Below are 26956 nucleotides of genomic sequence, written 5' to 3'. Positions count from 1 at the left end.
GGGTATCAACCTTTCAAATTCGGCCAGATGGTCGTTGCGGCGGCGTAAAGACCGTGGCGTACTGCGGCATCGGCATCGATAAGCGTGTAGGAAATGTCCAGAGCCGCCAATGCGGCTTTGTAGAGTTCGCCAAGTCCGCCGGATGCGACCAGAACAACCTGCGTGTCACTGGATACCTGTGAACGGGCACCGGCAATTTCAACACCGATCAGAATACCGGAGAGGCGTGCCTTGGCGTTGGTGGCGGACAGTGCATGCAGCAGCTGACCGGAGCGGACAGTGAACACATGGTGTGTCGCCATCTGCGGGTTCTCAACTGCCTTGCGCACGGCAGCTATAAATTCAGGGTTCTCGCCCGTCGTTGCTTCACCTTCCGAAACGGCGTGAGCAAGGATCGAATGTTTGGCGATAACTTCAAAAAGCTCACCGGTCATGTAGGTGGAGAAACCTTCAACGGTGCCGTCCTGCACGGTCACCCATTTGGAATGGGTTCCGGGCATGCAGACGAGGCAATTGTTTTTGACCTCATCGGAGGCCAATGCGCCAAGCAGTTGGGTTTCTTCACCGCGAATAACGTCTGGTGCTGTTTCTGCACGCTGGGCAAGACCCGGCAGAATACGAATGTCCCGGCTTTCGCCCGGAATACGAACAGCGCCCTTCAGGACGTCTTCGATTTGTGCGGGTACGTCAACGTAACCGGCTTCGATCCAGCCTTGGCGCGCACCAGCCATGCCGCAGATCAGCACCGGAATATCGTCGGGCGCATCCGTCGCCGCCAGATGTGCGTTCAATACGTCGGCGAAGCCGGTGCGGGCTGCTGTGGTCATACCTTCGTTGCTGCGTCGTTCAGCAAGAATGGCTCCGCTCTTGTCGAGTAGCCACATGCGGAAACTGGTGGTTCCCCAGTCCACGGCTACGAATGCGGGTTGCGCCATCAGAAAATTCCTCCGTCAACGATAATAGATTGTGATGTAATGGCCCCCGCTGCCTTTGAAGACAGGAAAAGGCATGGGCCAACAATATCTTCTGCAGTCAAGACGCGCTTGAGGCACTGCTTGCCCATTGTCGCTTCGATTGACTGTTCGGTGAGCCAAAGTTCCTTTTGCCGCTCCGTCACGATCATGCCCGGCAGGATACAATTGACCCGAATGTTTTCCGGCCCAAGCCGTCCGGCGAGACTTTTCGTCAGGCCGATGATGCCGGCCTTCGCTGCCGCATAGGATGGTAGATCACCCATGTTGAGCATGAAGGAAATGGATGAGAAATTGACGATCGCCGCATCCTTTTCCTTGCGCAGGTAGGGAAGAGTAGCCTGCGTGACGAAAAACAACTGTTTCAGGTTGATCGCCTGATTATTGTCCCAATAGTCCTCATTCACGGTGTCGATGTCATGACGGTCGTCCCATGCGGCATTGTTGACCAGCACGCGAAACGAACCGGCCTTGCGCCCAGCTTCATCGATTGCTGTTTTCGTTTCAGTGATATTGCGCAAGTCGGCATGGACGAAATTCACCGGATGGCTGCATTCGGCCGAAAGCCTTGCTGCCAGGGCTTCGCTCGGCGCCTTGGCGATATCGAGAAACGTCACTCGGGCGCCCGCGCGGGCAAATCCCTCAGTCAGCGCCGCACCAATACCGGAGCCTCCGCCGGAAATCAGAACGCCAGCATCTTTCAGATCGGAAAAACCGGGCCGCTGCATCTTAATCGTTCCTCGCCATAGACATTCAATCCCTGAAGTCTTGTTAATTCCATTATTTGGAACTATGTTCAATTAAATGGAATTATTCGTCGCTCTTTCGCAAGCTGTCAAGCTTGCGGCCAAGGATATCAAGGCAAATGCCCGACCATAATGTCGCATCATCAGTAAACACAGCCGGGGAAGAATCAGCAACCGGTACACTTGGCAAGGCCATGGCTCTGCTGGAATTGGTTGTGATGGCGCCCGAGCCTTTGCGTTTCACCGAGATATTAAACATTGTCGGGCAGCCGCGCGGCACTGTTCACCGGCAATTGACCCATTTGTTGCAGGAAGGGCTATTGGAACTCGACGCCCATCAGGCCTATGTGCCCGGCATGCGGCTTTTGAAGTTTGCCGGCAAGGCATGGGCCCGTAATGATTTCAGAAGTGTTGCCGCACCCTATTTGCGAGAATTGCAGGCGGTAACCGGAGAATCAGTGCATCTCGGTATGCTGCGCGACACTGAAGTCATCTATCTGGACAAGGTGGAGGGTAGCCGTGCCATTCGCATGCACTCGCAAATCGGCAATGCATCACCCGTCTTTTGCACCGGGGTTGGCAAAGCAGCATTGGCCACGCTTGAGCAGGAGAGGCTCTTGCAAATCGTTGATAATATTCAATTTCGTTCATTTACAGCCAGCACCATAACAAATGGTGAGGCGCTGCTGAAAGAGGTCAATGCCATAAGAGCCCGTGGATTTGGCTTTGATCTGGCCGAACATGAGGACGGTATCCACTGTGTTGCAGCGCCAATTCTTTGTACCGGTCATGACTTTGCAGCGGCAGTTTCCGTCACGGGTCCGGCGTATCGATTGACGCTTGAGCATCTTGAAAAGCTCGCGCCGGTTGTTTGTGAAATCGCCGATAAAATTGCAACTGATATATCCGTCAGAATATCTCCATCATCCCGTTAGGTCATTGATTTTCAATTTGTGGGGTTACACAAACGGCGCGGTTGTGGTTTTTTAGCTCAACTACGGTTTGTAAAAAAATGCGGTCTTGGGTAGATACTCGAACCACGTTTTCTGAAGCCGGTCTATTTGTTTTATCCATCTAAAGAAAAAGCCCAATGTCCATGTCTGAACACGATAGACCTGTCAGGACGCATGCAGAGCGTGTCACTGAGATCGAAGCGCTGAAGACACAATTTGATGTTTTCCGCTTTTTGAAAAATCTGACGGAAACCTGGGGTATGAAGGCATTCATGGTCGTCAATTTGCCCACCCAGGCAGGACTTGAATTATCGCAATATACGATTATCACCAATTGGCCGGCCGAACTGCTGCAGTCCTATGACAACGAAAGCCTCATCCGTGGCAGCACGGTCATGGCGGCGCTGCAAAAATCGACTGTTCCTTTTTTCGTTGATGCTGACTTTCTTAATCGAACAGAAGACCCGGCAACCACAAAAGTCGTGCGTGCGCTGTTTGAGCGCTTCGAAATGTTAAATTCCATATGGTGTCCGGCGCATGACGTTTCTGGGGCGCGGGGTGCCGTGTCCTTCTCTGGCAACAGAGAAGCGTTCTCGCATCAGGAAATTGCCGAAATTTCCTATATTGCCACCCATATCTTCGACCGGTTGGCGTATATCAAACGCCTCGACAACCGCGTACCGGACACATTGACGGACCGGGAACTGGATTGCCTGAACTGGACCGCTGCTGGTAAGACCAGCGCTGAGATTGCGGAAATCCTCATTCTCTCCGAGCACACGGTCAATCATTACCTCAACCGGGCAACCAAAAAGCTGGATACCGTCAACAGGACCCAGGCTGTAGCAAAAGCGTTGCGCGTGGGTCTTATAAAATAAGACGATTTTGCTGTTTGGTGATTGTTATCTGCCGCGCCATGCGCAATCCTCTATACGATTCGTCAGGAGGACCCGTGCTTGCCGGACAACCCCAATATCTCGGTTGGTTTTTCTCCTTCCGTCGATAGCGCAATTCTTGCGATTGCAGCTGAGAAGGGTTTTGCAGCGGATGAAGGCATCCGCCTTTCACTCGTTCGTAAAAACCTCGTTGGTGATATTGTCGAAGCCCTGCGCGATGACGAACTGTCATTGGGTCAATTGCCTGCAACATTCCCCGTTTTGTCTGCTTTGCAACTGGCTGGTATGCCCAAAGGGTATTTTGCACCCTTTACGCTGTCGCTCGGCGGTGCCAGTCTGGTTGTCTCTCCGGATTTGCATAAACGTCTGGAGGATGCTGGCGCGCTCGGTTTGAGCCCGTCCACTTTATCCATTGCCCTGTCGCGCCTGTGCGGACGCCGAAGAGCGCAAGGTCTGGCAACACCTCTAAAGATTGCCGTTGAAAGCAGATACGCCACCTCGTGGTATGAGCTGCGCTACATGCTGGCACACTGTCGCATCGCGGTGCCGACCGACGTCAGCATCGTTATCTCGTCACCACAGGCCATGCCTTATCTTCTGGAAGAGGGCACGATTGACGGGTTTTATGCGCCGGAGCCATTTGGCAGTGCGTCTATCCTCAATGGCACAGGCTTTATGGCCACCACCAAGTCCAATATCTGGCACAACTCTCCGGAAAGGGTGCTTGCCGTCAGCCAGGGCTGGGCCGAACAAAATATGCAGCATCTGGAAGCCTTGCTGCGCGCCCTTTACCGTGCCGGCCAGTGGTGCGCCAATGCCAGCAATATCGAGGAACTGACCGGCATTTTGGCGGCACCAAAATATCTGGGCGAAGATGGTGATCTTATCCTGCCGTCCTTCACCGGCTTTCTGTCGATATCCGATCTGCAGATGCTGGAAATCGAGGAGTTTTTTGTCACCAGTGGCAAGGCGGCCAATTTCCCATGGCAAAGTCAGGCGCTGTGGTACTTCAACCAGATGATGCGCTGGGGCGATTGCCCGGCCACACTGGCCGATGACCCCACGACATGCGAGGCGGTGCGAGATGCGTTCCGGCCGGATATTTTTCGCAAGGCCCTAAAACCGTTATTTGCGCATGTACCATCCGCCAATCTGAAAATGGAGGGAACATTGCGCCAGCCGGTTCATGTCGGCTCCTCTCGTTCGGGTCTCGTTTTGGGTCCAGACATGTTTTTTGATGGCCGGATTTTCGATCCGGAGCGGTTTGAAATCTTCAACGATCTTTGATCTATGTCAGGGATAGTGCAATCCGGGCATTGGCGAATGGCCCGGACGTGTTTATCTACGCTGGAAACCGGAAGGCAGCGCAGTCATGGCACAGGTCGAAAAACATAGAGTTCTCGAAGTTCTTGCGAAGGTTCAGGTGCCGGGCGGCCCCTCGAACATCGTGGATATGGGAATGGTTTCGGAAATCTTTGTCACCGATGGCAAAGTATATTTTTCCATTTCCGTGCCCGCCGGACGAGCAGAAGAGCTGGAGCCACTGCGAAAACAGGCTGAAACTTTGGTCAAAGCCATACCCGGGGTTGCCTCTGTTATGGTGGCCCTGACGGCTGACAAGAAGGCGGGCGAACCATCTTCCTCTGCGCAATCGCGGCCGGTTCCTCCCGTCGGCGGTATGCGTCCACCCGCACCTCGGCCTCCTGCCAAGGCGGGCATTCCCGGCATCGGTGCCATTCTGGCGGTCGCATCCGGCAAAGGAGGGGTGGGCAAATCCACCACCGCCGTCAATCTGGCGCTCGGCCTTCAATCGATCGGCCTGAAAGTCGGTATTCTGGATGCCGATATTTACGGGCCCTCATTGCCGCGTTTGCTGAAAATTTCCGGTCGCCCGAAACAGCTGGAAGGTCGTACCATCGTGCCGATGGAAAATTACGGCCTTAAAACCATGTCGATGGGTTTTTTGGTCGATGAAGAAGCGGCCATGATCTGGCGTGGTCCCATGGTCCAGTCGGCATTGCTGCAAATGTTGCGCGAAGTCGCATGGGGAGAGCTGGACGTGCTGGTCGTTGATATGCCACCCGGCACAGGTGACGTACATCTCACCATGGCGCAGCAGGTTCCGCTGTCCGGTGCAGTTATCGTGTCGACACCTCAGGATCTGGCACTAGCCGATGCGCGCAAAGGCATCACCATGTTCCGCAAGGTGGAGGTTCCGCTGCTCGGTGTTATCGAGAACATGAGCTACTTCATCGCGCCGGATACTGGCGCGCGCTATGACATTTTCGGTCATGGCGGCGCCAGGGCCGAAGCGGAAAGGATCAATGTTCCTTTCCTCGGCGAAGTACCGCTCACCATTTCGGTCCGTGAAATGTCCGACGCCGGAACGCCAATCGTTGCGATGGAGCCGGACGGTCCGGTTGCTAAAATCTACCGCGATATTGCCTTGCGTGTCTGGGATGCGCTGAAGGCTGGAAGTGGCAAAGCTGCACCAAAAATCGTGTTTGAATAACACTCCGGTTTTGTGAGCCGATAAATAGCGCTTGATTATAAATCCGTTTGCGGGCACATGCCTGCGCCGTTCAGGCGTCGGATCAAGGCGTCCGTGGCTTGAACAAAAATAGAGCGGTAGGGCGGCTAACGTTATCCCCTGCCGTTCTGTCATGCTGCAATCATTTGTTTGTCGCCTCCGCCCGGATCATGATAATGAACGATTTGGCGGCAGGCTGATAACAGTCAGATTTGCAAACCGGAGAAACTGATTGATCAATGCCTATCGCTCGACCTGCGAGGCAGTAACCCTCTCGGCGCAACAGCCGATTGCGGAGCTATATCCCGATATAATCTGGATCGACATGCTCAATCCTACTCAGGATGAAGAGCGATATATAGAGACTCTGCTGGGCATAGAGGTTCCTACCCGCGAAGATTTGAAAGATATTGAACCGTCCAGCCGTCTTTATATTGATAACGGCAATGTCTTCATGACGGCATCTTTGATCTGCAAGGCAGAAACCGATGTGCCCCAGTTGACGGATGTCGCCTTCATTCTGGCTGGAAACAGACTGGTCACCATCCGATATGCTGAGCCGAAATCCTTCAATCTGTTCATCGCCGCCATTTCACGTGTTTCCGGTGAACAACGCAGCGGCGCGCAATTCCTGCTGAAATTGCTTGAAACGATTGTCGACCGCACCGCAGAAATTCTCGAGCGATCCGTAACCGGCATCGATCAGCTTTCGGCGAGTATCTTTGGAAGTCAGGCTAGGGTCAAACGCAAGGCGCCACGGTTTCTGGAAGACCGTTTGGGCGATATTGCGTCCTATCATCGTCTGCTTTCAAAAGTGCGCGATAGCCTGATGTCATTGTCGCGCCTGCAGACATTTTTGTTCAGCGTACCGGCAATTCAGCAGGACAAGGATGCAAAGGAGCTTTGCCGCTCCATTGGTCGTGATATCCCATCACTGTCGGAGCATGCGTCCTTTATCTCCGGCAACCTGTCGTTCTTGCTGGATGCGTCACTCGGCCTGATCAATGTCGAGCAGAACGCCATTATCAAGATATTCTCGATCGCGTCGGTCGTTTTCCTGCCCCCAACTCTGGTTGCGTCCATTTATGGAATGAACTTTCACATCATGCCGGAGTTAGACTGGACCTACGGTTACCCGGTTGCGGTGTGTGTAATGCTCTTGTCGGCAGTAATTCCGTTTCTCTTTTTCCGCTGGAAGGGGTGGCTCTGACGAGCCTGAGGTGACATGTCTCACGGATTTGGAAGTGAAGTTAACGATAGCCAAAACAGCGAAACAAAGTCTGCGGAAGGCTTGTTGGCGGCGACCCTAGGTTCCGTTGGTGTCGTCTATGGCGACATCGGAACCAGCCCGCTTTATGCCTTCCGGGAAGCCCTGAAGCCAATCGCCGAGGACGGCGTAACCCGGATCGAGATCATCGGCCTGATTTCCCTCATGATCTGGGCTTTGACGATCATCGTGACATTTAAATATGTGACGCTGCTGTTGCGTGCTGACAATGACGGCGAGGGCGGTACATTATCCCTCCTTGCCATGTTGATGAAGACGGCCGGCTCCAGACGGGCAACATTGATTGTCCTTGGACTGGTGGGTGCGGCGCTATTTCTTGGCGACGCCATGATCACACCAGCCCTTTCGGTCCTCTCGGCCGTTGAGGGCCTCAAGCTCGTCACACCTGCCATGGATGAGTTTGTCATCCCGATCTCGGTTGCCATTCTGGTTGGTTTGTTTGCCATCCAGTCACACGGCACCAGCACGGTCGCGAAATTTTTCGGTCCCATCACCGTCCTGTGGTTTCTGGTCATGGGTGGCGTTGGTGTCATGCACATCTCGGATGACTTTGGAATTCTTGCCGCGTTCAACCCGCTCTACGCAGCAGAGTTCCTGCTGCGAGAAGGATTTCTGGGCGTCGTCGTTTTGGGCGCGGTTTTCCTGACCGTTACCGGTGCCGAAGCACTTTATGCGGATCTCGGGCATTTTGGTCGGCGTCCTATCCAGCTTGCCTGGTTCCTGCTGGTCTTTCCCGCGCTTACGCTGAATTATCTCGGGCAGGGGGCCTTTGTGCTCAAAACACCTGAGGCCATGTCCAACCCGTTTTACCTGATGTTCCCGCAATGGGCATTGCTGCCTGCGGTAATTCTTGCGACGGCGGCAACCATTATTGCCAGTCAGGCCGTTATCACCGGCGCCTTCTCTCTTGTTCGACAGGCCATCAACCTTGGTTACCTGCCGCGTATGGAAATCCTGTTCACTTCGGAAACCAATACCGGGCAAATCTATCTGCCGTCGGTCAACACCATTCTGCTTTTGGGTGTTATCGCATTGGTCTTCAGCTTCCAGAGCTCAGATGCACTGGCCACCGCCTATGGTATCTCGGTCACTGGTGCGATGGTCGTCACCAGCCTGATGTTCTTTGAGTTTGTGCGCAGCCGTTGGAACTGGTCACTGTGGCTGGCACTTGCGGTTCTTCTGCCACTGTTCCTGCTGGAAATGGTGTTTCTAGGCGCCAACTTGCTGAAGGTTCATGATGGCGGTTACGTGCCGGTTATGTTTGCCATTGTCTTCACTATTATAATGTGGACATGGCAGCGTGGCTCGAAAATCCTGTTTGCCAAGACACGCCGCACCGATGTGCCGCTTAAACTGTTCGTGGCTTCGGTCGAAAAGGAAAGTGCGCATGCGCCGCTGCGTATTCCCGGCACGGCGATTTTCCTGACCGGTGACCCCGAGACAGCTCCCGCAGCGCTGCTGCATAATCTCAAGCACAATCACGTCCTGCATGAAAAGAATGTCATCCTGACAATCCGCACGGAAGACCAACCGCGCGTTAGTCAGGTGGAACGCTTCACCATGCGACGGCTAAGCGACCGCTTTATTGTGGTGGAACTGCATTTCGGCTTCATGGAAACCCAGAACGTCACGCAGGCGCTGGCCTATCTGCGCCGCGCCGGCTTCAAGTTCGATATCATGTCGACCTCCTTTTATCTCGGACGTCGCAAGCTGGTGCCAGATAAAAACTCCGAAATGCCGACATGGCAGAACCGCCTGTTTATTGGCCTTGCAGAAACAGCCGCTGATCCCTCAGACTATTTCCGCCTGCCAGCCAACCGGGTGGTTGAACTTGGCTCTCACGTGGTGATCTGAAAACGCCCGAAAAACCTCAAGGAGCGGGCAGGGTGGATGACCACTCTGCTCACCTTATTTTATGTCTCTCACTGCGTGTTGTGCTCACGGCTGGCGTCTCGCTAAGTCGTTCCGCACCGATTCACGAAAACGTGTGCCGATATTATGTGTCACTTTGTTAAATCCGCTGCGCAGACGGACATCTCGTTAACCAAGCATCAAGGTTAACGAACTATTTTTGCTCATATACGAGTTCGTGTCGCTGGCCCCTCTGGTCGCGTCATTTGTGTGTGTCTGCGTGTTTGGAGTGCCGGTTTTGCGTTCAAAAGGTGTGATGCGTCGCGGGTCGTTCATTTCGAGTGGAAAATGGACCTCGCCTTTAGTTCTTGGCCTTGCTGCATGGCTGGCTTTCCCCACTTTGGCATCGCGGGCCGATCTGGCCGCACTGCTTGCCGGCCTTGATGGCGGCAATAGCCAGTGGCGCATGGTGTTGACCAACTCGCCGGCTGGCTCCGTCCATTCCGCTTCGCTTGCATTTAATAATGCCGACAGCGCCTCAGCTTCATCTGGTGCCGGCATGACCCTGCCGGACGGCCGAAAGATCGCTTTTGCCGACGACAAGGAAAAACATCCGACAACGCCCGACAGCGAGCGCGTCAATCGCGCCGCCAAGAAGGGCCGCGTTGTCGCACTGGAAATCATGCAGCCACCGCCAGCTTTTACAGCGGGCTCAGTTCTGCAGCGCACAAGCATGATCGACGTCGAACCGCTGAGCCGTAAGGAGCGCCCATCTTTTGTAAAGTCAAAGCGCGAAAAGCCGGTTGAACTGGCCTCTTTCTATTTCCGTCGTGATGAAAAGAAGATGGACAATGGCGTTTCGCCAATGCTGGCGTCGCTGGTCACCAACCGTAACGCGGACGTGCTGGCAACTGCCTATGCACCAGCAGAGCCGGACTTCGCCCGCGAATCTCCTTTCGACGCTATTTTGAAGAAGCCGCAGACCGGACGTTTCATTCCTGATATCGGGCCGGACGACCATGCATGGGCAGCAACGCCACTGCCGCCGGCAGTCTTTTCTGCTGAGGAGCAGCAGTGCCTCTCTTCCGGCATTTACTTTGAGGCCCGTGGAGAATCGGTGAAGGGCCAGGCGGCCGTCGCGCAGGTCATTCTCAACCGTGTTCGCAACCCAACCTACCCGTCAACGATCTGTGGTGTTGTCTATCAGAACAAGGACTGGCGCAATCGCTGCCAGTTCTCCTTTGCCTGCGACAACATCCGTGACCGCGTCAACTCGCAGCGTCACTGGAAAATGGCGCGCGAAATCGCCATGGCCACCACAGCCGGCAAAATCTGGCTGCCGGAAGTTGGTTCTGCAACCCACTACCATGCTGTTTACGTGCGCCCGGCTTGGGGCAAGAGCATGAAAAAGGTCGGTCGTATCGGATTGCACGTGTTTTACCGCACATATGGCGGCGGATGGAGCTGAAATTGTGGCCTGATGGCAACGATTAGTGTGAACAAATCCAGTGATTCCTGTGCGCTGTAGACGCCTGAAACCGGTTTTGAAGTCTAAGCTTATGTTTTTACAGTGTTAATTTGTATTTAATCAAGCGTGTTCAACGCCTTGACTATACGGGCACTCAAAACTATGTTGCGCGCGACTTCAGAACGGGCTGGAACATGTCAAAGCCCTTGCCGTTTACAACCTCAAAGCGTTCTGGCGGTGCTGGAACGAGGGAAGAAAAGGCAGGTGGGACATGAATAGCAACCGTGACGATAGTCTGGAAGAACGCCGTAAACGCCTCGCCAACGAGTTGGCAAAGGTGAAAACGGAGGATGAGGCCGAAGCAGCGGCGGAGAGAAATGCCGGTGAAACACGCAAGGGTTTCGCAATGGCAATGAAGCTGTCTTCTGAGTTCATATCCGCGATCGTGGTTGGCGCCATGCTCGGGTACCTTCTGGACTACTTAGCTGGCACGTCGCCTTGGGGGATGATTATACTTCTTCTTCTCGGCTTCTGTGCAGGTGTATTGAACGTTCTGCGTTCGGCCGGTGTCGTGGCTCAGCCACAATTTTCGGACGATGCACAGACAAAGAAACAGAATGGGAAAAACAGCCCTTAAAGCTGGTTTTTCAATACGATGAAGAGGCGCCGTTGATGGCGCCAAAGGCAAAGAGGGCAGCCGGTGGCAAACGATCCGACACATCAGTTCGTGGTACAGCCGATTATTCCGATCGAAATCGGTGGGATCGATTTTTCCTTTACCAACGCATCGCTGTTTATGGTCGCTACTATCGCAGCCGCTTCTGGTTTCCTGTATTTCGCAACATCGAACCGCGGTCTTATCCCGACCCGTTTCCAGTCTGTTGCTGAGATGTCCTACGAGTTTATTGCGTCGATGCTGCGCGAAGGCGCCGGAAGCAAGGGTATGAAGTTCTTCCCCTTTGTTTTCTCGCTGTTCATGTTCGTGCTCACCGCAAACCTGCTCGGCATGTTCCCATACTTTTTCACGATCACCAGCCAGATCATCGTAACCTTCGCACTGGCGTGCCTGGTTATCGGCACGGTCGTCGTTTACGGTTTCTATAAGCACGGTCTTCACTTCCTCGGCGTCTTTGCGCCGGCTGGCGTTCCAAAGGTTCTGTTACCTCTGGTGTCGTCCATCGAGGTGATCTCGTTCCTGTCGCGTCCTATCAGCCTCTCGGTTCGTCTTTTCGCGAACATGCTGGCCGGTCACATCACCCTCAAAGTTTTCGCAGGTTTCGTTGCCACGATGAGCGCTATGGGCGCAGTCGGTATTGGCGGCGCTATTCTGCCACTGATCATGACCGTCGCGATGACTGGTCTGGAATTTCTCGTTGCCTTCCTGCAGGCATACGTCTTCGCGGTACTAACTTGCATGTACCTGAACGACGCCGTGCATGGTGGTCACTGAGAAGTAAAGTCGCTGGCCCCGGTTCCCGGGCGTCAATAAAAGCCGCAACAACCATTTCTAAGGAGCTTAACATGGAAGCGGAAGCAGCAAAGTACATCGGCGCAGGTCTCGCATGCCTTGGCATGGCTGGTACGTCCCTCGCTCTCGGCCGTATCTTCGGTGACTACCTCTCCGGCGCACTGCGCAACCCATCTGCAGCAGACAGCCAGTTCGGCCGTCTGGTATTCGGCTTCGCCGTTACGGAAGCTCTGGGCATCTTCTCGTTGCTCGTCGCTCTTCTTCTGCTGTTCGCTGTCTAATATCGACAGTGACGTTTATTGATCGCGGCGCGTTTTTTATGCGTGCCGTGATCTTTCGTATTTGCAGTACACCTGGAGGTAAGCATGTTTGTGACCCCGGCTTATGCCGAGTCAACACCGGCTGCTGGTGAAACGCATACGGAAACCGGCGTAGCACAAAGTGCTGAACACGGTTCTGGCGTTTTTCCCCCGTTCGATCAGTCTACATATGCTTCGCAGCTTTTGTGGCTGGCGATTACGTTCGGCCTTTTTTACGTGCTTATGCAAAAGGTCATCGTACCCCGCGTCGGCGGTATTCTTGAAAACCGTCACGGGCGTATAGCGCAGGATCTGGATGAAGCTTCTCGTTTGAATGCTGAAGCCGATGCCGCGATTGAAAGCTATGAAAAAGAACTCGCAGCCGCGAGAGCCAAGGGAAGCTCTATCGCTTCTTCGGCTCGTGACGCAGCCAAGGCTAAGGCCGATGCTGACCGCGCCGCTGTAGAGGCAGAACTGGCTGAAAAGCTGACCGCTGCCGAGCAGCGTATCGCCGGTATCAAGGAAAAGGCATTTGCCGAAGTTGGTGCCATTGCTGAGGAAACAACGACTGCGATCGTTGATCAGCTGATTGGTTCCAAAATCAAGGATACCGATGCCAAGGCGGCTGTTGCTGCCGCTTCTGAAAAGAAGGAGGCGTAACATGGCCTTAGACGCATCATTCTTTGCACTGGTTGGTCTTGTTCTTTTCTTCGTATTGATTGCCTACCTCAAGGTTCCTGGCATGATCGCGAAGTCCCTGGACGAGCGCGCCGACAATATCCGCAATGAACTCGACGAAGCAAAGCGTCTGCGTGAAGAAGCCCAGCACCTGCTGGCTGAATATCAGCGCAAGCGCAAGGATGCCGAAGCAGAAGCTGCAAGCATCGTTGCTGCGGCCGAGCGTGAAGCGGCAGCCCTGACAGCTGAAGCCAAGGCCAAGACGGAAGAATTCGTCGCACGCCGTACTGCTCTGTCTGAACAAAAGATCAAGCAGGCTGAAGACGACGCCATTGGTGCAGTTCGTTCCGCAGCTGTTGATCTCGCGATTGCTGCTTCTGAGAGGCTGATTGCAGACAAGTCTACCGCTGCTGTGCAGGGTAAGCTGTTCAAGTCTGCAGTAGGCGAAGTCAAATCTCGTCTGAACTAAGCGGATTGCAGTTTGAATTTTGAAAGGCCGGGGCAACCCGGCTTTTTTGTATCTGGACGACGGCTGCGCCTGTCTTGGCCATGAGAAGGGTTGATCGGACGGCGTTGCATAGACACCGCCACACCGAACGCTGGCTGCGCAGTCTTGCATTGCCACCTTCTGGCAGTGCCACTCTGACCGGCTCGCTCCCGATTGCAATGAGTAATACTGGCGCTGTGATCAGAGTTGCCCGGCAACCTCGGGCTTGGGTCGTCTCACCACGGCATAACTGTCGGCCTTGCTCAATCAAGACATGGCGGCATAGGCGGGAAAGCTCAATCCTGACGCAGAGGACGAAAGCTCATGCGATGCAATGGGCAGGCGCCATGCCGTTCAATCGCCTGCCTGTGGGCTGCTGTGCCGTAACCTGCGTGCCCTGCGAAACCATAATGCGGGTACAGTTCTCCAGCCTGCTCCATCATTCTGTCTCGCATCACTTTGGCGACGATGGAGGCCGCTGCAATCGAGACGGATCGTGCATCGCCCTTGATCACGGCGCGGCCGGGGCAGGCTATGCCAGGCGGTACGTCACGACCATCGGCTAGGATGATGGCAGGTGATGTCGTCAGACCAAGGATTGACCGACGCATGGCATCAAGGCTGGCGCGCAAGATATTCATGTCGTCAATTCTTGTCGGTGAGGACGAGGCAATGGAGACGATTGAGGTTTCGAGGATAAGTTCGAAAAGGCTTTCCCGTTTGCTTTTGGAAAGCTGTTTGGAATCGTTCAGCCCCGGCGGAATATTGTTGGGATCGAGAATGACTGCTGCTGCCACCACCGGACCGGCCAAGGGGCCACGTCCTGCTTCATCCGTTCCGGCAACTGGCCAGAAACCTTGTTTTTGGCATTCGGTCTCAATGCTGAAATCCGGTCCAGTCAGCTGGAAATCAAAAAGAGCAGGAGAGTCGGGAGGCATACGCTTTTTCATGCGGCGGAAACTCGCATGCCAACCCGATCTCCTGCAAGCCCCGGTGCGATGATAATTGCAGCAAGTACCCGAGCGGCGGCAACGGTGGTTCTGCTGGCGGCCCCTGTCGTCATGACAGATGCGGCTGGATCATCACAAAGCGGTCCGGGGATCGGTTCGCGGCAGGGACGACGCGAACGATATCTTTCAAACACATTCAACCTTTGATCTGGCAGAGACCCAGGATGTCCTGAAGTCGCTGAAGACTGTGCTGAGGTGGAACGCGGTTCAGAGAAGCGAAAGCTGCACGCCAGCACCTCCCGGAGGAACGAACAGGTCATCGCGCAAATGGATGCCACGCCGCACCATGCCAAGGCGTTTGGTCGCCATCTCGAACCGTCTGCCGATCTGCCAGGCGTAGGGACCGGCACCCTTCATGCGCTTACCAAATTCAGCGTCATAATCTTTGCCATCACGCATCGAGCGAATAAGCGACATCACGTGGCGGTAACGGTCGGGATAATTCCGCAACAGCCAATCGCGAAACAGCGGGCTGACCTCAAGCGGCAGACGCAACAATACGTAGCTTGCCTCAGTTGCACCGGCAGCTTTAGCCGAATCGAGAATCCGTTCGATCTCGTGATCATTCAGTGCGGGAATGACAGGGGCGACCATGACGGATGTCGGAATGCCTGCCTCGGTCAGTGCCTTAATGGCTTCAAGCCGCTTTTCCGGCGTCGAGGCACGCGGCTCCATTGAGCGCGCCAGCTTCTTGTCCAGCGTCGTCACGGACAAGGCAACCTTGGCCAGACTCTTCTTTGCCAATGGAGCGAGAATATCGATATCGCGCGTTACCAGAGCCGACTTCGTCACGATAGCAACTGGATGCTCCGCCTCAGCCAGAACTTCGAGGATCTGTCGCATGATGCGCCATTCTCTCTCGATGGGCTGGTAGGGATCCGTGTTTGTGCCAATGGCTAGTGTGCGCGGTTTGTAACCGGGTTTCGCCAACTCGCGCTCCAGCAGTTTTGCAGCATCGGGTTTGGCAAAAAGCCGTGCTTCAAAATCGATACCGGCTGACAGGCCCATATAGCTGTGCGTCGGACGGGCAAAACAATAGATGCAGCCATGCTCGCAACCACGGTAAGGATTGATGGAGCGATCAAAGGGAATGTCGGGCGATTCATTGCGTGTGATGATGGAACGTGGCTTTTCAACCTGCACCTCGGTTTTGAAGGCAGGCAGGTCTTCCAGTGTCTGCCAGCCATCATCAAAGGCTTCGCGCTGTTCTGTCTCGAAGCGACCGGATGGGTTAAGCCCGGCACCACGCCCCCGGCGACGATCAATTTCGATACGCAGGCCGGATGCATTTGCAAGTGCGTTGGCAATATCTGCCGTATGGGCAGGCGCGAATGCGCTTTGCCCCGAAAGCATATGGTTTGTCATCTGGTTGCTCCGTGCGAAAACGACTCTTCGCTTCGATGATTAAATTCCTAAAACATTCATGAGAACAATACAAGAACAAAATGCACAAACAGATTGTGGCAATTTATGATCTGATACGATAATGCTAGGTTGCATAGGACATCAGGGGTTGGACTGCGGCATGAGGGAAGATCGTTCGGTTTCGGAAGCAAGACCACGGATGGAAATGATGTCCATCAAGGTTTTGCAAAACAGAACTGAACGACTTTCACAGGGCTTAAGTGCTTCGATACGACCTTCCACAATCGCTGACGATTGGGACCACCCATGCTGACAGTGATCATGGAATGCCGGGATCAAGAACCTGAGTTGGCTCACACCTTGTCCACGCTGGTATCAGGTGCAGTCGAAGGACTGGTAAGCGACGTTGTCATCTTGGATCATGGTTCACGTGATGGATCATCGCATGTTGCCGATGCAGCCGGTTGCCGCTTTCATGCCGAGTGGGACATCAATGACATCGTACAATCGGCACGCGGCGAATGGCTGTTGCTGCTGGAGCCGGGAGCGCGTCCGCAAACCGGTTGGATTGAAGACATTCAGGAATACGTGGCGCTGAACAGGGTTCCCGCCAAATTCACGCCGTCGCGCAATTACCGGCGGCCATTTCTTCGCCGCCTTTTTCAGAAGCCGCAACCGCTGGAATATGGGCTGCTTTTGCCGAAGAAGCAGGCGGTCAGCCTAGCCAAATCCAGCATGGCGCTTGAGCATTTCACCAAAGGCCTGAAGCTGCGCCGCCTGAGTGCGGAGATCATCCCTTCATGGGTGGTGACGGAAGCGCGGAAAGGCCGCTAACGGCCCCTGCAAAATTACCCGCGTTTCAGATGTTCATCCAACCGCGGCATGATCTCCACGAAGTTGCAGGGCATGTGACGGTAATCGAGTTGTGCTTTTAATATGCCGTCCCACGCATCCTTGCAGGCACCGGGAGAGCCAGGCAGCACGAAAATATACGTGGCATTGGCCACACCACCAGTCGCCCGAGATTGGATTGTCGACGTTCCGATCTTGTCGTAGGAAATGCGGTGAAACACTTCGGAAAAACCGTCCATGCGTTTTTCAAACAGGGGCTCCAGAGCCTCCGGTGTCACGTCACGCCCGGTAAAACCTGTGCCCCCGGTGGTAATCACCACATCGACACTCTCTGACAGGGTCCAGTCACGCACCGTGTTGAAAATCGCTTCGCGATCATCGGCGACGATGGCGCGGTGCGCCAGCCTGTGACCGGCCTCGGTTATTCTCGCAACCAGCGTGTCACCGGACTTGTCATTGTCCAGCGTGCGCGTATCAGAAACTGTCAACACAGCAATATTGACCGGGATAAACGGGCGGGACGTATCGCTCATGGCTGCGCTTCCTGTTTTGTCATGGTTGCCTTGAAGTACCAGTCCGGTCGTTGTGCTGCCAGTGATGCCTCAGCCTGTTGTGCCGTCTCGAAAGAAGGGAATATCCCGAAACAGGTGGCTCCGGAGCCGGACATCCGCACCAGCGTGGCACCATTCTGTTTTAAAAGATCTGACACATCCTGGATGACGGGTAGGGCTGAAATCGCAGGTGCCTCGAGATCATTGCGCAAATTATGGATGAAAGCCTGCCAATCGTCGTTGTTCTGCGGCAAGACGTTTGGAACGGGCGGATTGTTCTTCGTCTGCAGCCTGCGGAAAATCTCCGGTGTTGAGACACCTGTCAAAGGGTTTGCCAGCACCATGGCAAATGCCGGTAGCTGCGGTAGCAGGGTCAACTCTTCACCAATGCCACGCGCCATCAGCGGCATTCCGGCAAAACACATAGGGACATCGGCACCAAGCGACAGGGCAATCGTGTCAAGTGTTTCATTGGGGATGGAACAGCGCCAGAACCGCAGAAGCCCACGCAGCGCCGCTGCAGCATCAGCCGAACCGCCACCGATGCCCGACGCAATTGGCAGGTTCTTTTCCAGATGAATGGCCACGGCCGGTGCTTGCTGCCCAGTGGCGATCACCGCTTGACGCAAAAGATCACGTGCACGCAACACCAGATTATCGGCCAAACCGTGATTGTTGGCGAGCACAGCGGAAAAGGGGCCGGAGATTGAAAATCGATCCGCATCGTCGGCTACAAAGGACAGCTGGTCACCAGCATCAGCGAATGTGACCAGCGTTTCCAGCAGATGATAGCGATCTGCCCGTTGCCCCACCACGTGCAGGGCAAGGTTGATTTTGGCCGGAGCGGTTTCGTAAAACTCCGCCGCTCCGGAAAAAGGCTGAACTGGCATGCGGTTGATCAGGATTTCTTGTCAGGCACAGGAGCAACCGGTTCTTCCGGTTTCACATCCTTTTTGGCCGTATTTTCGGCATCCTTTTCCAGCGGCGGCAGGCCGTTGGCGATCTTTTCCTTGACCTTCGCCTTATCGACGTCATCGCTGTCGCCAATCAGTGCGCGGTTCCACTGGTAAACGGCTTCAACTTTGCGGCCAACGCGCCAATACACATCGCCAAGGTGATCGTTGATGGTCGGGTCACCAGCGCGCAGCTCAATGGCGCGCTCCAGTTCGACCACAGCTTCATCAAACTGGCCAAGACGGTAATGAGCCCAGCCAAGCGAATCGACGATGTAACCGTCATTCGGGCGCAACTCGACCGCTCGACGGATCATGTCCATCGCGTCATCAAGGTTGAGGTTTTTATCGACCCAGGAATAACCGAGGTAGTTGAGAACCTGCGGCTGCTCAGGGTTAAGCTCCAGAGCCTTCTTGAAGTTCGGCTCGGCCTGATCCCATTCCTTCAGGCGCTCATAGGCAATGCCGCGCTGGAAATAGACGGCCCAGTCACCACGTTTTGCCACTGGTCCAAGGATTTCAACGGCTTTGTCGTAGTTCTCAGCCATTGCCTTGTAGTCTTTGGCATCGGAGAGAACGCTGCCATAGGCGAGGTAACTGCGAATATCCTTCGGGTCAGATGCCAGCAGCGACTTCAGATGTTCGCGGGCTTCATCTACCTTACCTGTCTGCGCGAGAGTAAGACCAAGCTGCAACTCCGAAATGCGGTGCATCGGCGATGTCGCAGGCACTTTCGAATAAAATTCGATAGCGCGTTCCGGCTGCTTGAGGTTCTCCGCAAGCCCACCCAGCAGGATCAGCGTATCGGCACTTTTCGAATCCAGTTCATGGGCAATCTGCAGGTAGAGAGTAACGATCTCTTCCGCGCCTTCGCGGTTCAACGCGCCGGCAATGGAAAACAGAACCGCAGAAGCACCTTCCGTCGCAGTGGTGACCTGCTGTTCCGGCTTTTCACCCTTTTCAATGCTTTCGCGCAGGGCCTTCAGCGGCGCATAGTTGTTGGCAAAATCATCGCCAACCGAAATGGCATCCAGTGCCTTTTGTTTGTTGCCGGCTTTTGCTTCCAGGCGGGCAAGAGCCATCACGGCGCGCATATAGGTGTCGCTAGCGGTGGCGCCGCCTTCGCGGTCGGTGATCGCGGCATTCAGTCGGCTGCGTGCAACTTCAACATTGCCTGCTACCAGCGCCATGGCACCTGCATGGTAGTTTTTGAAAATCGCGTACCAGCCGGGACCTTTCATGCCATCGATCATGGCAAGGGCTTCCTTGCTTTTGCCCGCACCGGCATTTGCCCATGCGATCAGCAGCGTATTGACCATTTTGTCGAGGTCGTTCGGGCCGGTATATTTCAGCAGCTTTTCAGCCGACGTGAATTCCTTTTTGCGCATCGCATCAAGGGCGCGAACGATGGAGGTCACCCGCTCGACGGACGAATCGTTCTTGAGGCTTTCCGCGATTTTTGCACCTGCATCGAAATTGCCGTTCAGCAATTGTGCAATCATCAAACGCTGACGGATTTCCGAATTGGCCGGATCGAAGTCAAGAGCCTTGGTGTAAAGTGTAATTGCCGTGTCGTAATCCTGATCGACGTCAGCGGTGCGGGCCGCCAGAAACGCACCGGAAAATGAGTTGACGCTGGCCGGATCGAAGGTTTCGGCTTTTTCCGCAGGTTTCGTTTCAGCGCTGGCCGTTCCCGGTACCGCCCCCAAGGTGAGAGAGGCGACAAAAGCCACGCCACAGAGAAAACGAAATGCTGGTTTGCGCCGCATGTGGAAACCCTTGATTGGTGCCGAAGCACTGAAAATACAACTTTCCATTCTTCGTCACAACAGAATGGCTTTTTTGGAGCAGGCCCGCAACCAAATCGATTTTTGGTTGCGGGCTGCCAGAGAAATGACGTTCCGAGAAAAGGCACCTCGGTGGTTCAAAACCACACCGGATGGTTTTTCCGGTTCAGTTCACGCGCTCGATGCAGAAGTCGATGACTTCCATCAGCGCAGACTTCCAGGGTGTTTCAGGCAGCGGCGCGAGCGCATCGCGTGCAATCGTGCCGTAGTGGACGGCGCGGGTGATCGTATCTGAAAGGCCGTTATATTTGCCGATCAGGCCGAGGGCTTTTTCGAGGTTTTCGTTGGAGCTTTCGCCATTTTCAATGGCGTTTTTCCAGAATTGTCGCTCTTCCGGGCTGCCACGACGGTAGGACAGGATGACCGGAAGTGTGATCTTGCCCTCACGGAAATCGTCACCGACGTTTTTGCCAAGGTCGGCAGCCTTGCCACCGTAATCGAGAACGTCATCGACCAGCTGGAAGGCCAGGCCGAGGTTCATGCCGTAGGACTTCAGTGCATTGCGCTCAGCCTTGGTGGTTTTGGCCACAATAGGACCAACTTCGGCGGCGGCTGCAAACAACGCTGCAGTTTTGGCGCGTATAACCGAGAGGTAATCGTCCTCAGTCGTTTCCATGTTCTTGGCAACGGAAAGCTGTAGCACTTCGCCTTCGGCGATAACAGAAGCGGCGGTAGACAGAACATCCAAAGCATCGAGAGAGCCCACTTCCACCATCATGCGGAAGGCCTGACCAAGCAGGAAGTCGCCAACCAGAACGCTGGCCTGGTTGCCCCATATGGTGCGCGCCGTGGACTTGCCGCGGCGCAGGTCGCTTTCGTCCACCACGTCATCATGCAGCAGGGTGGCCGTATGCATGAACTCGACGCTTGTTGCCAGCTTGATGTGATGATCGCCCGTATAACCAAACATCGCTGCAGAGGCGAGGGTAAGCATGGGACGCAGACGTTTGCCGCCGGAGGAAATCAGATGATTGGCAACCTCCGGGATCATCTGCACATCCGAACCGGCCTTGGAAAGAATAAGCTGGTTTACCCGTTCCATGTCTGCTTTTGTCAGCTCGACGAGCGGTTTTACGGATGCGTGTTTGTTTTTGCTCTCTTCAAGCGGTATGACGATGCCCAACGGCCCGGACTCCTGTTCATAATTTCGATTGGACAATAGAAAGGGGCGCTTTGCGCGGCAAGGGGCGAATTGCCACTGGGCATTCAAAATTATGGGATTATCGTTGATATGCTGGAAATAATCCGCACAAACGATGCGGTTCTTCTGTCCTTCGTGGAAACACTTTTGAGTGAAGCGGGGATTCATTGCATGATAGCAGACCAATCCATGAGCATATTGGAAGGGTCACTAGGGCTTCTGCCTCGGCGTTTTCTTGTCGAGGAAGGGCGTGCAGAAGAGGCGCGTACCATCCTGCGTGAGGCGGGACTGGGTGCTGAATTGCGTGACGAAAAGGCCTGAGGCAAGCGATGTCTGAGGTCGATGCGGACACAATCGATGCTTTTCATCGCGGACGGTTTCTGGTGGTGCAGCCGAAGGGGCGTGGCCACCGTTCCGGCATGGATGCTATGTTGCTTGCCTCGCTGGTCGCGGATGACCGACCGTGCAGAGTGGCGGATCTTGGTGCCGGTGCGGGTGCCGCTGGCATGGCCGTGGCTTCGCGGTTGCCAAAGGCAGAGGTTTCCTTATTTGAACGCTCGGACGAAATGGTTGTCTTTGCTGAGCGCAGCCTGAAACTTCCCGAAAACGCCTATTTTGCGGACCGCGTTTGCGTGCATGAGGCCGATGTCACATTGCGTGCCAAAGCACGCGCAGCAGCCGGATTGCGGGACAACTATTTTGATCATGTGATCATGAACCCGCCCTTCAATGACGCCTCGGACAGGCGCACGCCGGATGGACTGAAGGCGCAGGCCCATGCCATGACGGAAACATTGTTTGAGGACTGGCTGCGAACGGCTGCCGCTGTGCTTATGCCCGGAGGTCAGCTTTCCCTTATTGCCAGACCAGAATCGGTTGGTGAGTTGATAAGCGCCTGCGGCAAGCGTTTTGGCGGGTTGGAAATAACGCTTGTTCATCCGCGTCCGGGCCAAAATGCCGTGCGGGTGCTGGTGACCGCCATCAAGGGGTCAAGGGCTCGCTTGTCCTTCCGTGCGGCGCTGGTCATGCATGCAGAAGAAGGCCACGCCTTCTCCAGTTTCGTGGATGATCTCAGTAACGGCCGTGCCGCCTATGCGCGCAAGCCCCTGAAAGGCGCGTAAAAACTGCGCTTTTTTTTAACCATTGCCATTGCGTTTGACGCTTCGATGCATACATCACCAAACGCGAGCAGGATGCATCATGCTTGCTGAAAACCGGTGCGGTTTTCGCAGAGCGGCGTCCGCAAATGTTACTAGTGAGGCAAGTGTATGGCAGGTTTATTGAGGCGGCTTTTGCCCAAACGTTTTCGCAAACGGGAGACTGTGATCCCGGTTGTGAGAATGCATGGGGCTATCATGGCAGGCGGCAGCCAGTTCCGTCCCGCCCTTAACCTTGCCACCTATGCGCCATTGCTTGAAAAAGCCTTTGCCAGCAAGGATGCGCCAGTTGTCGCGATTTCTTTGAACTCGCCGGGTGGATCGCCGGTTCAGTCGCGCATGATTTATCAGCGCATTCGCATGCTGGCGGAAGAAAACGACAAGAAGGTTCTGATTTTTGTGGAAGACGTGGCCGCATCCGGTGGTTACATGATCGCCCTTGCCGGTGACGAGATCATTGCCGACCCGACATCAATTGTGGGTTCCATCGGCGTTGTTTCCGGCGGGTTCGGTTTCCCGGAACTGCTGAAGAAGATCGGTGTGGAACGGCGCGTTTACACCGCCGGTGAAAACAAGGCGATCCTTGATCCTTTCCAGCCTGAAAAGGAAAGCGATGTCGAATATCTGAAAACCCTGCAGATCGAAATTCACAAGGTTTTCATGGACATGGTGCGTATGCGTCGTGGCGATAAGCTGGCTGACGATCCCTATATTTTCTCCGGCCTGTTCTGGACTGGTATGCGTGGTCTCGACCTTGGCCTGATTGATGGGCTTGGCGACATGCGGGACGTGCTGCGTCGCCGTTACGGCAAGAAAGTAAAGTTGGAGCTGATAACCGGCGCACGCAGCCTTTTTGGCAAACGCATCCCGGGCGTCTCGCTGAACGCGGAACACATTGCCGCAGCCTCTGTTGCAGGACTTGCAGAGGTGGCTGAAGAAAAGGCATTGTGGGGACGTTTCGGTCTGTAATCCGCTTCGCGTCGAAACGTGAGGCTGTTTCAAAAGCCCGACATCAAACAAAAAGACAAGGCAGCGGGAAACGCCAATTTCATCCGCTGCTTTTGGCCAATCGTGCCTAGGGGAACGCAGCATGGCGCAAATTATATTTCTGGTGGTCCTGATTGGCGGGGCTCTTCTTTTGTATCGGCGGTTTATCTCCGATGCGGAAAAGCTGGCGGCACGCTCGCGTCAGGAGCGCAAGGAAAAGGAAACCGGCGCAACCGGCACCTTGGTCAAGGACCCGGAAACCGGTGAATATCGTCTCAAAAAGGACGATGAGGCCTGATCTTCAGACAATCGACGCATGGTTACCGCCAGTTGAACAGACAGAGCTGGCTGTGCCTGTGCGCAACCAGCGCCATCAGCTGTTCCGTCTCTGTCCGGCGCGCATAAAACCTTGACCCGTCGCGCCGGTCGTGGCACCTGTCCGCATCCGAAATAAGCAAGTGCTGGCCTATCCCATGACCGACGTTCCAGATCATATGAACCCAAAGCGTTCTTTTCAGGCGCTCATTCTGACGCTCCATAACTACTGGGCTGACAAGGGCTGCGCCGTTTTGCAGCCTTATGATATGGAAGTGGGCGCTGGTACGTTTCACCCGGCTACGACATTGCGCGCCCTCGGTCCAAAACCGTGGAAGGCTGCCTATGTCCAGCCGTCGCGCCGCCCGTCCGATGGCCGTTATGGTGAAAACCCCAACCGCCTGCAGCACTATTACCAGTATCAGGTCATTCTGAAGCCGAACCCGTCCAACCTGCAGGAGCTGTATCTCGGCTCGCTGCGCGCCATTGGTCTCGACCCGTTGCTGCACGATGTCCGTTTTGTGGAAGACGATTGGGAAAGCCCGACGCTTGGTGCATGGGGCCTTGGCTGGGAGTGCTGGTGTGACGGCATGGAAGTGTCGCAGTTCACCTATTTCCAACAGGTTTGCGGAATCGAGTGCTCGCCTGTCGCCGGGGAATTGACCTACGGTCTTGAGCGTTTGGCCATGTATGTGCAGGGCGTGGACAATGTTTATGACTTGAACTTCAATGGCCGCGAAGGCGACGAGAAGATTTCCTACGGTGATGTCTTCCTTCAGGCAGAGCAGGAATATTCCCGCCACAACTTTGAATTCGCCAACACCGAGATGCTGCATCGCCACTTTATCGATGCCGAGCAGGAGTGCATGGCACTTCTCGCCGCTGGTGCACCGGGCGAACATGATAACCACATGCTGCACAAGTGCGTGTTCCCGGCCTATGACCAGTGCATCAAGGCAAGCCATGTCTTCAACTTGCTGGATGCGCGCGGCGTTATCTCGGTCACCGAGCGCCAGAGCTATATCCTGCGGGTTCGCACGCTGGCCAAGGCCTGTGGTGAAGCATTCCTGCTGACGGATGCCGGCGGCGCAAACTGGAACAAGGCCGCCTGATCGGGCGAACCGTTTGCATGCATAGAAGCAGTGACAATATTTAGAGGAGAGAATATTGTCCGGCAGCAAATGACCTGGAGCATGAAGTTGCCGCACCACTCGGGTGGGAGCGGACTTCATGATCTCAGTGGTCACGTAGGAGAGGGGTATCCTGAATGTTTACTGCGCTTGCCATTATTGCTGCCGTTCTTGTCTATGCCGTCATCGTCTATAACGGGCTGGTCAAATCCCGTCAGATGGTCGAGGAGGCATGGTCGGGTATCGACGTCCAGCTCAAGCGCCGTGCAGATCTCATCCCCAATCTGATTGAGACGGTGAAGGGGTATGCCGCCCATGAAAAAAGCACCCTCGAAGAAGTTATAACCCTGCGCAACAAGGCGCAGGCCGTACCCGCCGGTGACGTTGCCGGCCGTGCGCAGGCGGAAGGCATGCTGGGGCAGGCGCTGGGCAAACTGTTTGCTCTGGCAGAGGCCTATCCCGACCTGAAAGCCAATCAGGGCTTTCTCGATTTGCAGGCATCCCTTGAAACGCTTGAGGGCGAAATCCAGATGTCACGCCGGTATTATAACGGTGCAGCACGCGACCTGAACGTCAAGGTGGAAAGCTTTCCGTCCAATCTGGTAGCGCGCAATTTCGGCTTTACCAAAGCCAGCTATTTCGAAATCACCAACGAAGCAGACCGCGCCGTTCCTTCCGTGAAATTCTGAAACGCCAACAACCCGGCGTTATCCCGATGATACGGGAAACCATGAGATACAAATGACAGAACTGACGATTACTCCCCCCGGCAGACCTCTTACCGGCAAGGTGCAGCCTCCCGGCTCCAAATCGATAACCAACCGCGTGCTGCTTCTGGCGGGGCTGGCCAAGGGCGTCAGCCGGCTGACCGGCGCTCTCAAAAGCGATGACACGCTCTATATGGCAGACGCGCTGCGCGCCATGGGCGTGACCATTCACGAGCCTGACGAAACGACCTTTGTCGTTGAGGGCAATGGCTATCTCAGCCAACCGGAAAACCCGCTGTTCCTCGGCAATGCAGGCACGGCCACCCGCTTCCTGACGGCCGCTGCCGCGCTGGTTGACGGTGCCGTCATCGTTGATGGCGACGAACATATGCGCAAGCGTCCGATCACGCCGCTGGTCGATGCTCTGCGTTCGCTGGGCGTTGAAGCCGATGCCCCAACCGGCTGCCCGCCGGTCACCGTGTGCGGCAAAAAAGGCTTCCTCAACGACAAGGTGACAATCGACGCCAACCTGTCCAGCCAATATGTGTCGGCGCTACTGATGGCAGCAGCCTGCGCGGGTAAACCGATTGACATCATTTTGGCCGGCGAGGAAATCGGCGCCAAGGGTTACATCGATCTCACCGTCACAGCCATGGAAGCTTTTGGGGCAAAGGTTACACGCGTTAGTGCCGCTGTCTGGCGTGTTGAGCCAACCGGTTATATCGCAACCGACTTCCATATCGAGCCGGATGCATCTGCCGCAACCTATCTCTGGGGTGCAGAAGTGCTGACCGGTGGCAAGATCGATATCGGCACACCGGCCGACAAGTTCTCACAGCCAGATGCTCGCGCTTACGACGTGATTGCGCAGTTCCCCAATCTGCCAGCTGTTATCGACGGCAGCCAGATGCAGGATGCCATTCCGACCATTGCGGTTCTCGCTGCCTATAACAAAACGCCGGTGCGTTTCGTTGGTATCGCCAACCTGCGCGTCAAGGAATGCGATCGTGTGCGTGCCCTGTCACTGGGGCTGAACAATATTCGTGAAGGTCTGGCGCATGAGGAAGGTGACGATCTGATCGTGCATTCTGATTCTGCACTGGCGGGACAGAGTGTGACGGCATCCATCGACACATTCCACGACCACCGCATTGCCATGAGCTTTGCGCTGGCTGGCTTGAAAACCGGTGGCATCGCCATCCAGAACCCGTTGTGTGTCGGCAAGACCTATCCCGGTTACTGGAAGGCGTTGGCTTCACTCGGGGTTGAATACACAGAAGCTTGAAGTTGCTAAAACTGCAGGAGG

General features: G+C 55.0%; 29 protein-coding genes. 21 read left to right on the top strand and 8 right to left on the bottom strand.

Features of this window, described 5'->3' with window-relative positions; genetic code table 11:
• Nucleotides 1-5: 5 nt before the first annotated feature.
• Both M2418_RS07760 and M2418_RS07755 read right to left on the bottom strand, forming a co-directional pair.
• Nucleotides 6-935, bottom strand: coding sequence for a 2-dehydro-3-deoxygalactonokinase (locus tag M2418_RS07760; RefSeq protein WP_259145799.1), 930 nt, complete (start codon nt 933-935; stop codon nt 6-8).
• A complete protein-coding gene (locus M2418_RS07755; RefSeq protein ID WP_259145798.1) occupies nt 935-1699 on the bottom strand; it encodes an SDR family NAD(P)-dependent oxidoreductase in 765 nt (254 codons plus the stop codon). The genes M2418_RS07760 and M2418_RS07755 overlap by 1 nt, the downstream gene beginning before the upstream one ends.
• A 137-nt stretch (nt 1700-1836) precedes the next feature.
• On the opposite strand from M2418_RS07755, the gene M2418_RS07750 reads away from it, so the two are divergent.
• The 12 genes from M2418_RS07750 (at nt 1837) to M2418_RS07695 (ending at nt 13617) form a co-directional block, all read left to right on the top strand.
• Nucleotides 1837-2652 carry an IclR family transcriptional regulator gene (locus tag M2418_RS07750; RefSeq protein ID WP_259145796.1) on the top strand — a complete coding sequence of 272 codons (816 nt, stop codon included), beginning with the start codon at nt 1837-1839 and terminating at the stop codon, nt 2650-2652.
• Between the two features lie 155 nt (nt 2653-2807).
• A complete protein-coding gene (locus M2418_RS07745; protein WP_405049384.1) occupies nt 2808-3548 on the top strand; it encodes an autoinducer binding domain-containing protein in 741 nt (246 codons plus the stop codon).
• 78 nt (nt 3549-3626) lie between these two features.
• Nucleotides 3627-4853: a CmpA/NrtA family ABC transporter substrate-binding protein gene (locus tag M2418_RS07740; protein WP_259145795.1), complete on the top strand. Its 1227-nt coding sequence runs from the start codon at nt 3627-3629 to the stop codon at nt 4851-4853.
• Between the two features lie 85 nt (nt 4854-4938).
• Complete coding sequence (locus tag M2418_RS07735) at nt 4939-6078, top strand: Mrp/NBP35 family ATP-binding protein (protein WP_259145794.1); 1140 nt, start codon at nt 4939-4941, stop codon at nt 6076-6078.
• A 250-nt stretch (nt 6079-6328) separates the two neighbouring features.
• Entirely contained in the window at nt 6329-7306 is a 978-nt protein-coding gene (corA, locus tag M2418_RS07730; protein ID WP_259145792.1) for a magnesium/cobalt transporter CorA, read from the top strand.
• 15 nt (nt 7307-7321) lie between these two features.
• Complete coding sequence (locus M2418_RS07725; protein ID WP_259145791.1) at nt 7322-9238, top strand: potassium transporter Kup; 1917 nt, start codon at nt 7322-7324, stop codon at nt 9236-9238.
• 313 nt (nt 9239-9551) lie between these two features.
• Nucleotides 9552-10703: a cell wall hydrolase gene (locus M2418_RS07720; RefSeq protein WP_192487847.1), complete on the top strand. Its 1152-nt coding sequence runs from the start codon at nt 9552-9554 to the stop codon at nt 10701-10703.
• Nucleotides 10704-10974: 271 nt separating this feature from the next.
• Nucleotides 10975-11340 (top strand): AtpZ/AtpI family protein, encoded by a 366-nt coding sequence (locus M2418_RS07715; RefSeq protein ID WP_192487113.1) that lies wholly within the window; start codon nt 10975-10977, stop codon nt 11338-11340.
• Between the two features lie 63 nt (nt 11341-11403).
• Nucleotides 11404-12153, top strand: a complete 750-nt coding sequence (locus M2418_RS07710; protein ID WP_250983662.1) for a F0F1 ATP synthase subunit A — start codon at nt 11404-11406, stop codon at nt 12151-12153.
• 71 nt (nt 12154-12224) lie between these two features.
• Entirely contained in the window at nt 12225-12452 is a 228-nt protein-coding gene (locus M2418_RS07705) for a F0F1 ATP synthase subunit C (protein ID WP_003494147.1), read from the top strand.
• Nucleotides 12453-12536: 84 nt separating this feature from the next.
• A complete protein-coding gene (locus M2418_RS07700) occupies nt 12537-13130 on the top strand; it encodes a F0F1 ATP synthase subunit B (protein WP_192487115.1) in 594 nt (197 codons plus the stop codon).
• A gap of 1 nt (nt 13131) precedes the next feature.
• Nucleotides 13132-13617, top strand: coding sequence for a F0F1 ATP synthase subunit B (locus tag M2418_RS07695; RefSeq protein ID WP_259145784.1), 486 nt, complete (start codon nt 13132-13134; stop codon nt 13615-13617).
• A gap of 314 nt (nt 13618-13931) precedes the next feature.
• Here M2418_RS07695 and M2418_RS07690 read toward each other — a convergent pair whose 3' ends face one another.
• A complete protein-coding gene (locus M2418_RS07690; protein WP_250983663.1) occupies nt 13932-14585 on the bottom strand; it encodes a ribonuclease HII in 654 nt (217 codons plus the stop codon).
• A gap of 15 nt (nt 14586-14600) precedes the next feature.
• Between M2418_RS07690 and M2418_RS07685 the strand changes: the two genes are divergently transcribed.
• Nucleotides 14601-14792 carry a hypothetical protein gene (locus M2418_RS07685; protein WP_250983664.1) on the top strand — a complete coding sequence of 64 codons (192 nt, stop codon included), beginning with the start codon at nt 14601-14603 and terminating at the stop codon, nt 14790-14792.
• A 60-nt stretch (nt 14793-14852) separates the two neighbouring features.
• Here M2418_RS07685 and M2418_RS07680 read toward each other — a convergent pair whose 3' ends face one another.
• Complete coding sequence (locus tag M2418_RS07680; protein ID WP_259145781.1) at nt 14853-16010, bottom strand: PA0069 family radical SAM protein; 1158 nt, start codon at nt 16008-16010, stop codon at nt 14853-14855.
• A 306-nt stretch (nt 16011-16316) separates the two neighbouring features.
• On the opposite strand from M2418_RS07680, the gene M2418_RS07675 reads away from it, so the two are divergent.
• Nucleotides 16317-16844 carry a glycosyl transferase gene (locus M2418_RS07675; protein ID WP_259145779.1) on the top strand — a complete coding sequence of 176 codons (528 nt, stop codon included), beginning with the start codon at nt 16317-16319 and terminating at the stop codon, nt 16842-16844.
• 14 nt (nt 16845-16858) lie between these two features.
• Here the strand turns inward: M2418_RS07675 and moaB are convergent, their stop codons facing one another.
• From moaB to M2418_RS07655, 4 genes are all read right to left on the bottom strand, one after another.
• Nucleotides 16859-17395 (bottom strand): molybdenum cofactor biosynthesis protein B, encoded by a 537-nt coding sequence (gene moaB / locus M2418_RS07670; protein WP_259145778.1) that lies wholly within the window; start codon nt 17393-17395, stop codon nt 16859-16861.
• The gene (locus tag M2418_RS07665; RefSeq protein ID WP_259145777.1) at nt 17392-18303 is read right to left on the bottom strand and encodes a 4-(cytidine 5'-diphospho)-2-C-methyl-D-erythritol kinase; all 912 of its coding nucleotides are present in this window, start codon (nt 18301-18303) and stop codon (nt 17392-17394) included. Before M2418_RS07665 ends, moaB begins: the two co-directional genes overlap by 4 nt.
• A gap of 8 nt (nt 18304-18311) precedes the next feature.
• Complete coding sequence (locus M2418_RS07660; protein ID WP_259145775.1) at nt 18312-20135, bottom strand: tetratricopeptide repeat protein; 1824 nt, start codon at nt 20133-20135, stop codon at nt 18312-18314.
• A 184-nt stretch (nt 20136-20319) separates the two neighbouring features.
• Nucleotides 20320-21336: a polyprenyl synthetase family protein gene (locus M2418_RS07655; RefSeq protein ID WP_192487124.1), complete on the bottom strand. Its 1017-nt coding sequence runs from the start codon at nt 21334-21336 to the stop codon at nt 20320-20322.
• 108 nt (nt 21337-21444) lie between these two features.
• Here M2418_RS07655 and M2418_RS07650 point away from each other — a divergent pair, with 108 nt between their 5' ends.
• The 7 genes from M2418_RS07650 to aroA all read left to right on the top strand — a co-directional run bounded on the left by M2418_RS07650 (nt 21445) and on the right by aroA (nt 26935).
• Complete coding sequence (locus M2418_RS07650) at nt 21445-21675, top strand: DUF2007 domain-containing protein (RefSeq protein ID WP_192487125.1); 231 nt, start codon at nt 21445-21447, stop codon at nt 21673-21675.
• A gap of 8 nt (nt 21676-21683) precedes the next feature.
• Nucleotides 21684-22475, top strand: coding sequence for a tRNA1(Val) (adenine(37)-N6)-methyltransferase (locus M2418_RS07645; protein WP_259145773.1), 792 nt, complete (start codon nt 21684-21686; stop codon nt 22473-22475).
• A 147-nt stretch (nt 22476-22622) separates the two neighbouring features.
• Complete coding sequence (locus M2418_RS07640; protein WP_259145771.1) at nt 22623-23480, top strand: S49 family peptidase; 858 nt, start codon at nt 22623-22625, stop codon at nt 23478-23480.
• Nucleotides 23481-23601: 121 nt separating this feature from the next.
• Nucleotides 23602-23796 (top strand): hypothetical protein, encoded by a 195-nt coding sequence (locus M2418_RS07635; RefSeq protein ID WP_250983673.1) that lies wholly within the window; start codon nt 23602-23604, stop codon nt 23794-23796.
• 196 nt (nt 23797-23992) lie between these two features.
• A complete protein-coding gene (locus M2418_RS07630) occupies nt 23993-24925 on the top strand; it encodes a glycine--tRNA ligase subunit alpha (protein WP_192487848.1) in 933 nt (310 codons plus the stop codon).
• A 155-nt stretch (nt 24926-25080) separates the two neighbouring features.
• Complete coding sequence (locus M2418_RS07625; protein ID WP_250983674.1) at nt 25081-25632, top strand: LemA family protein; 552 nt, start codon at nt 25081-25083, stop codon at nt 25630-25632.
• 52 nt (nt 25633-25684) lie between these two features.
• Nucleotides 25685-26935: a 3-phosphoshikimate 1-carboxyvinyltransferase gene (gene aroA, locus M2418_RS07620; RefSeq protein ID WP_259145769.1), complete on the top strand. Its 1251-nt coding sequence runs from the start codon at nt 25685-25687 to the stop codon at nt 26933-26935.
• The last annotated feature ends 21 nt before the right edge of the window (nt 26936-26956 follow it).

This window comes from Rhizobium sp. BIGb0125 (assembly GCF_024810055.1).
Lineage (GTDB): Bacteria > Pseudomonadota > Alphaproteobacteria > Rhizobiales > Rhizobiaceae > Agrobacterium.
The sequence above is the reverse complement of the archived record's forward strand: the minus strand, read 5'-3'. Positions and strand labels throughout refer to the sequence as shown.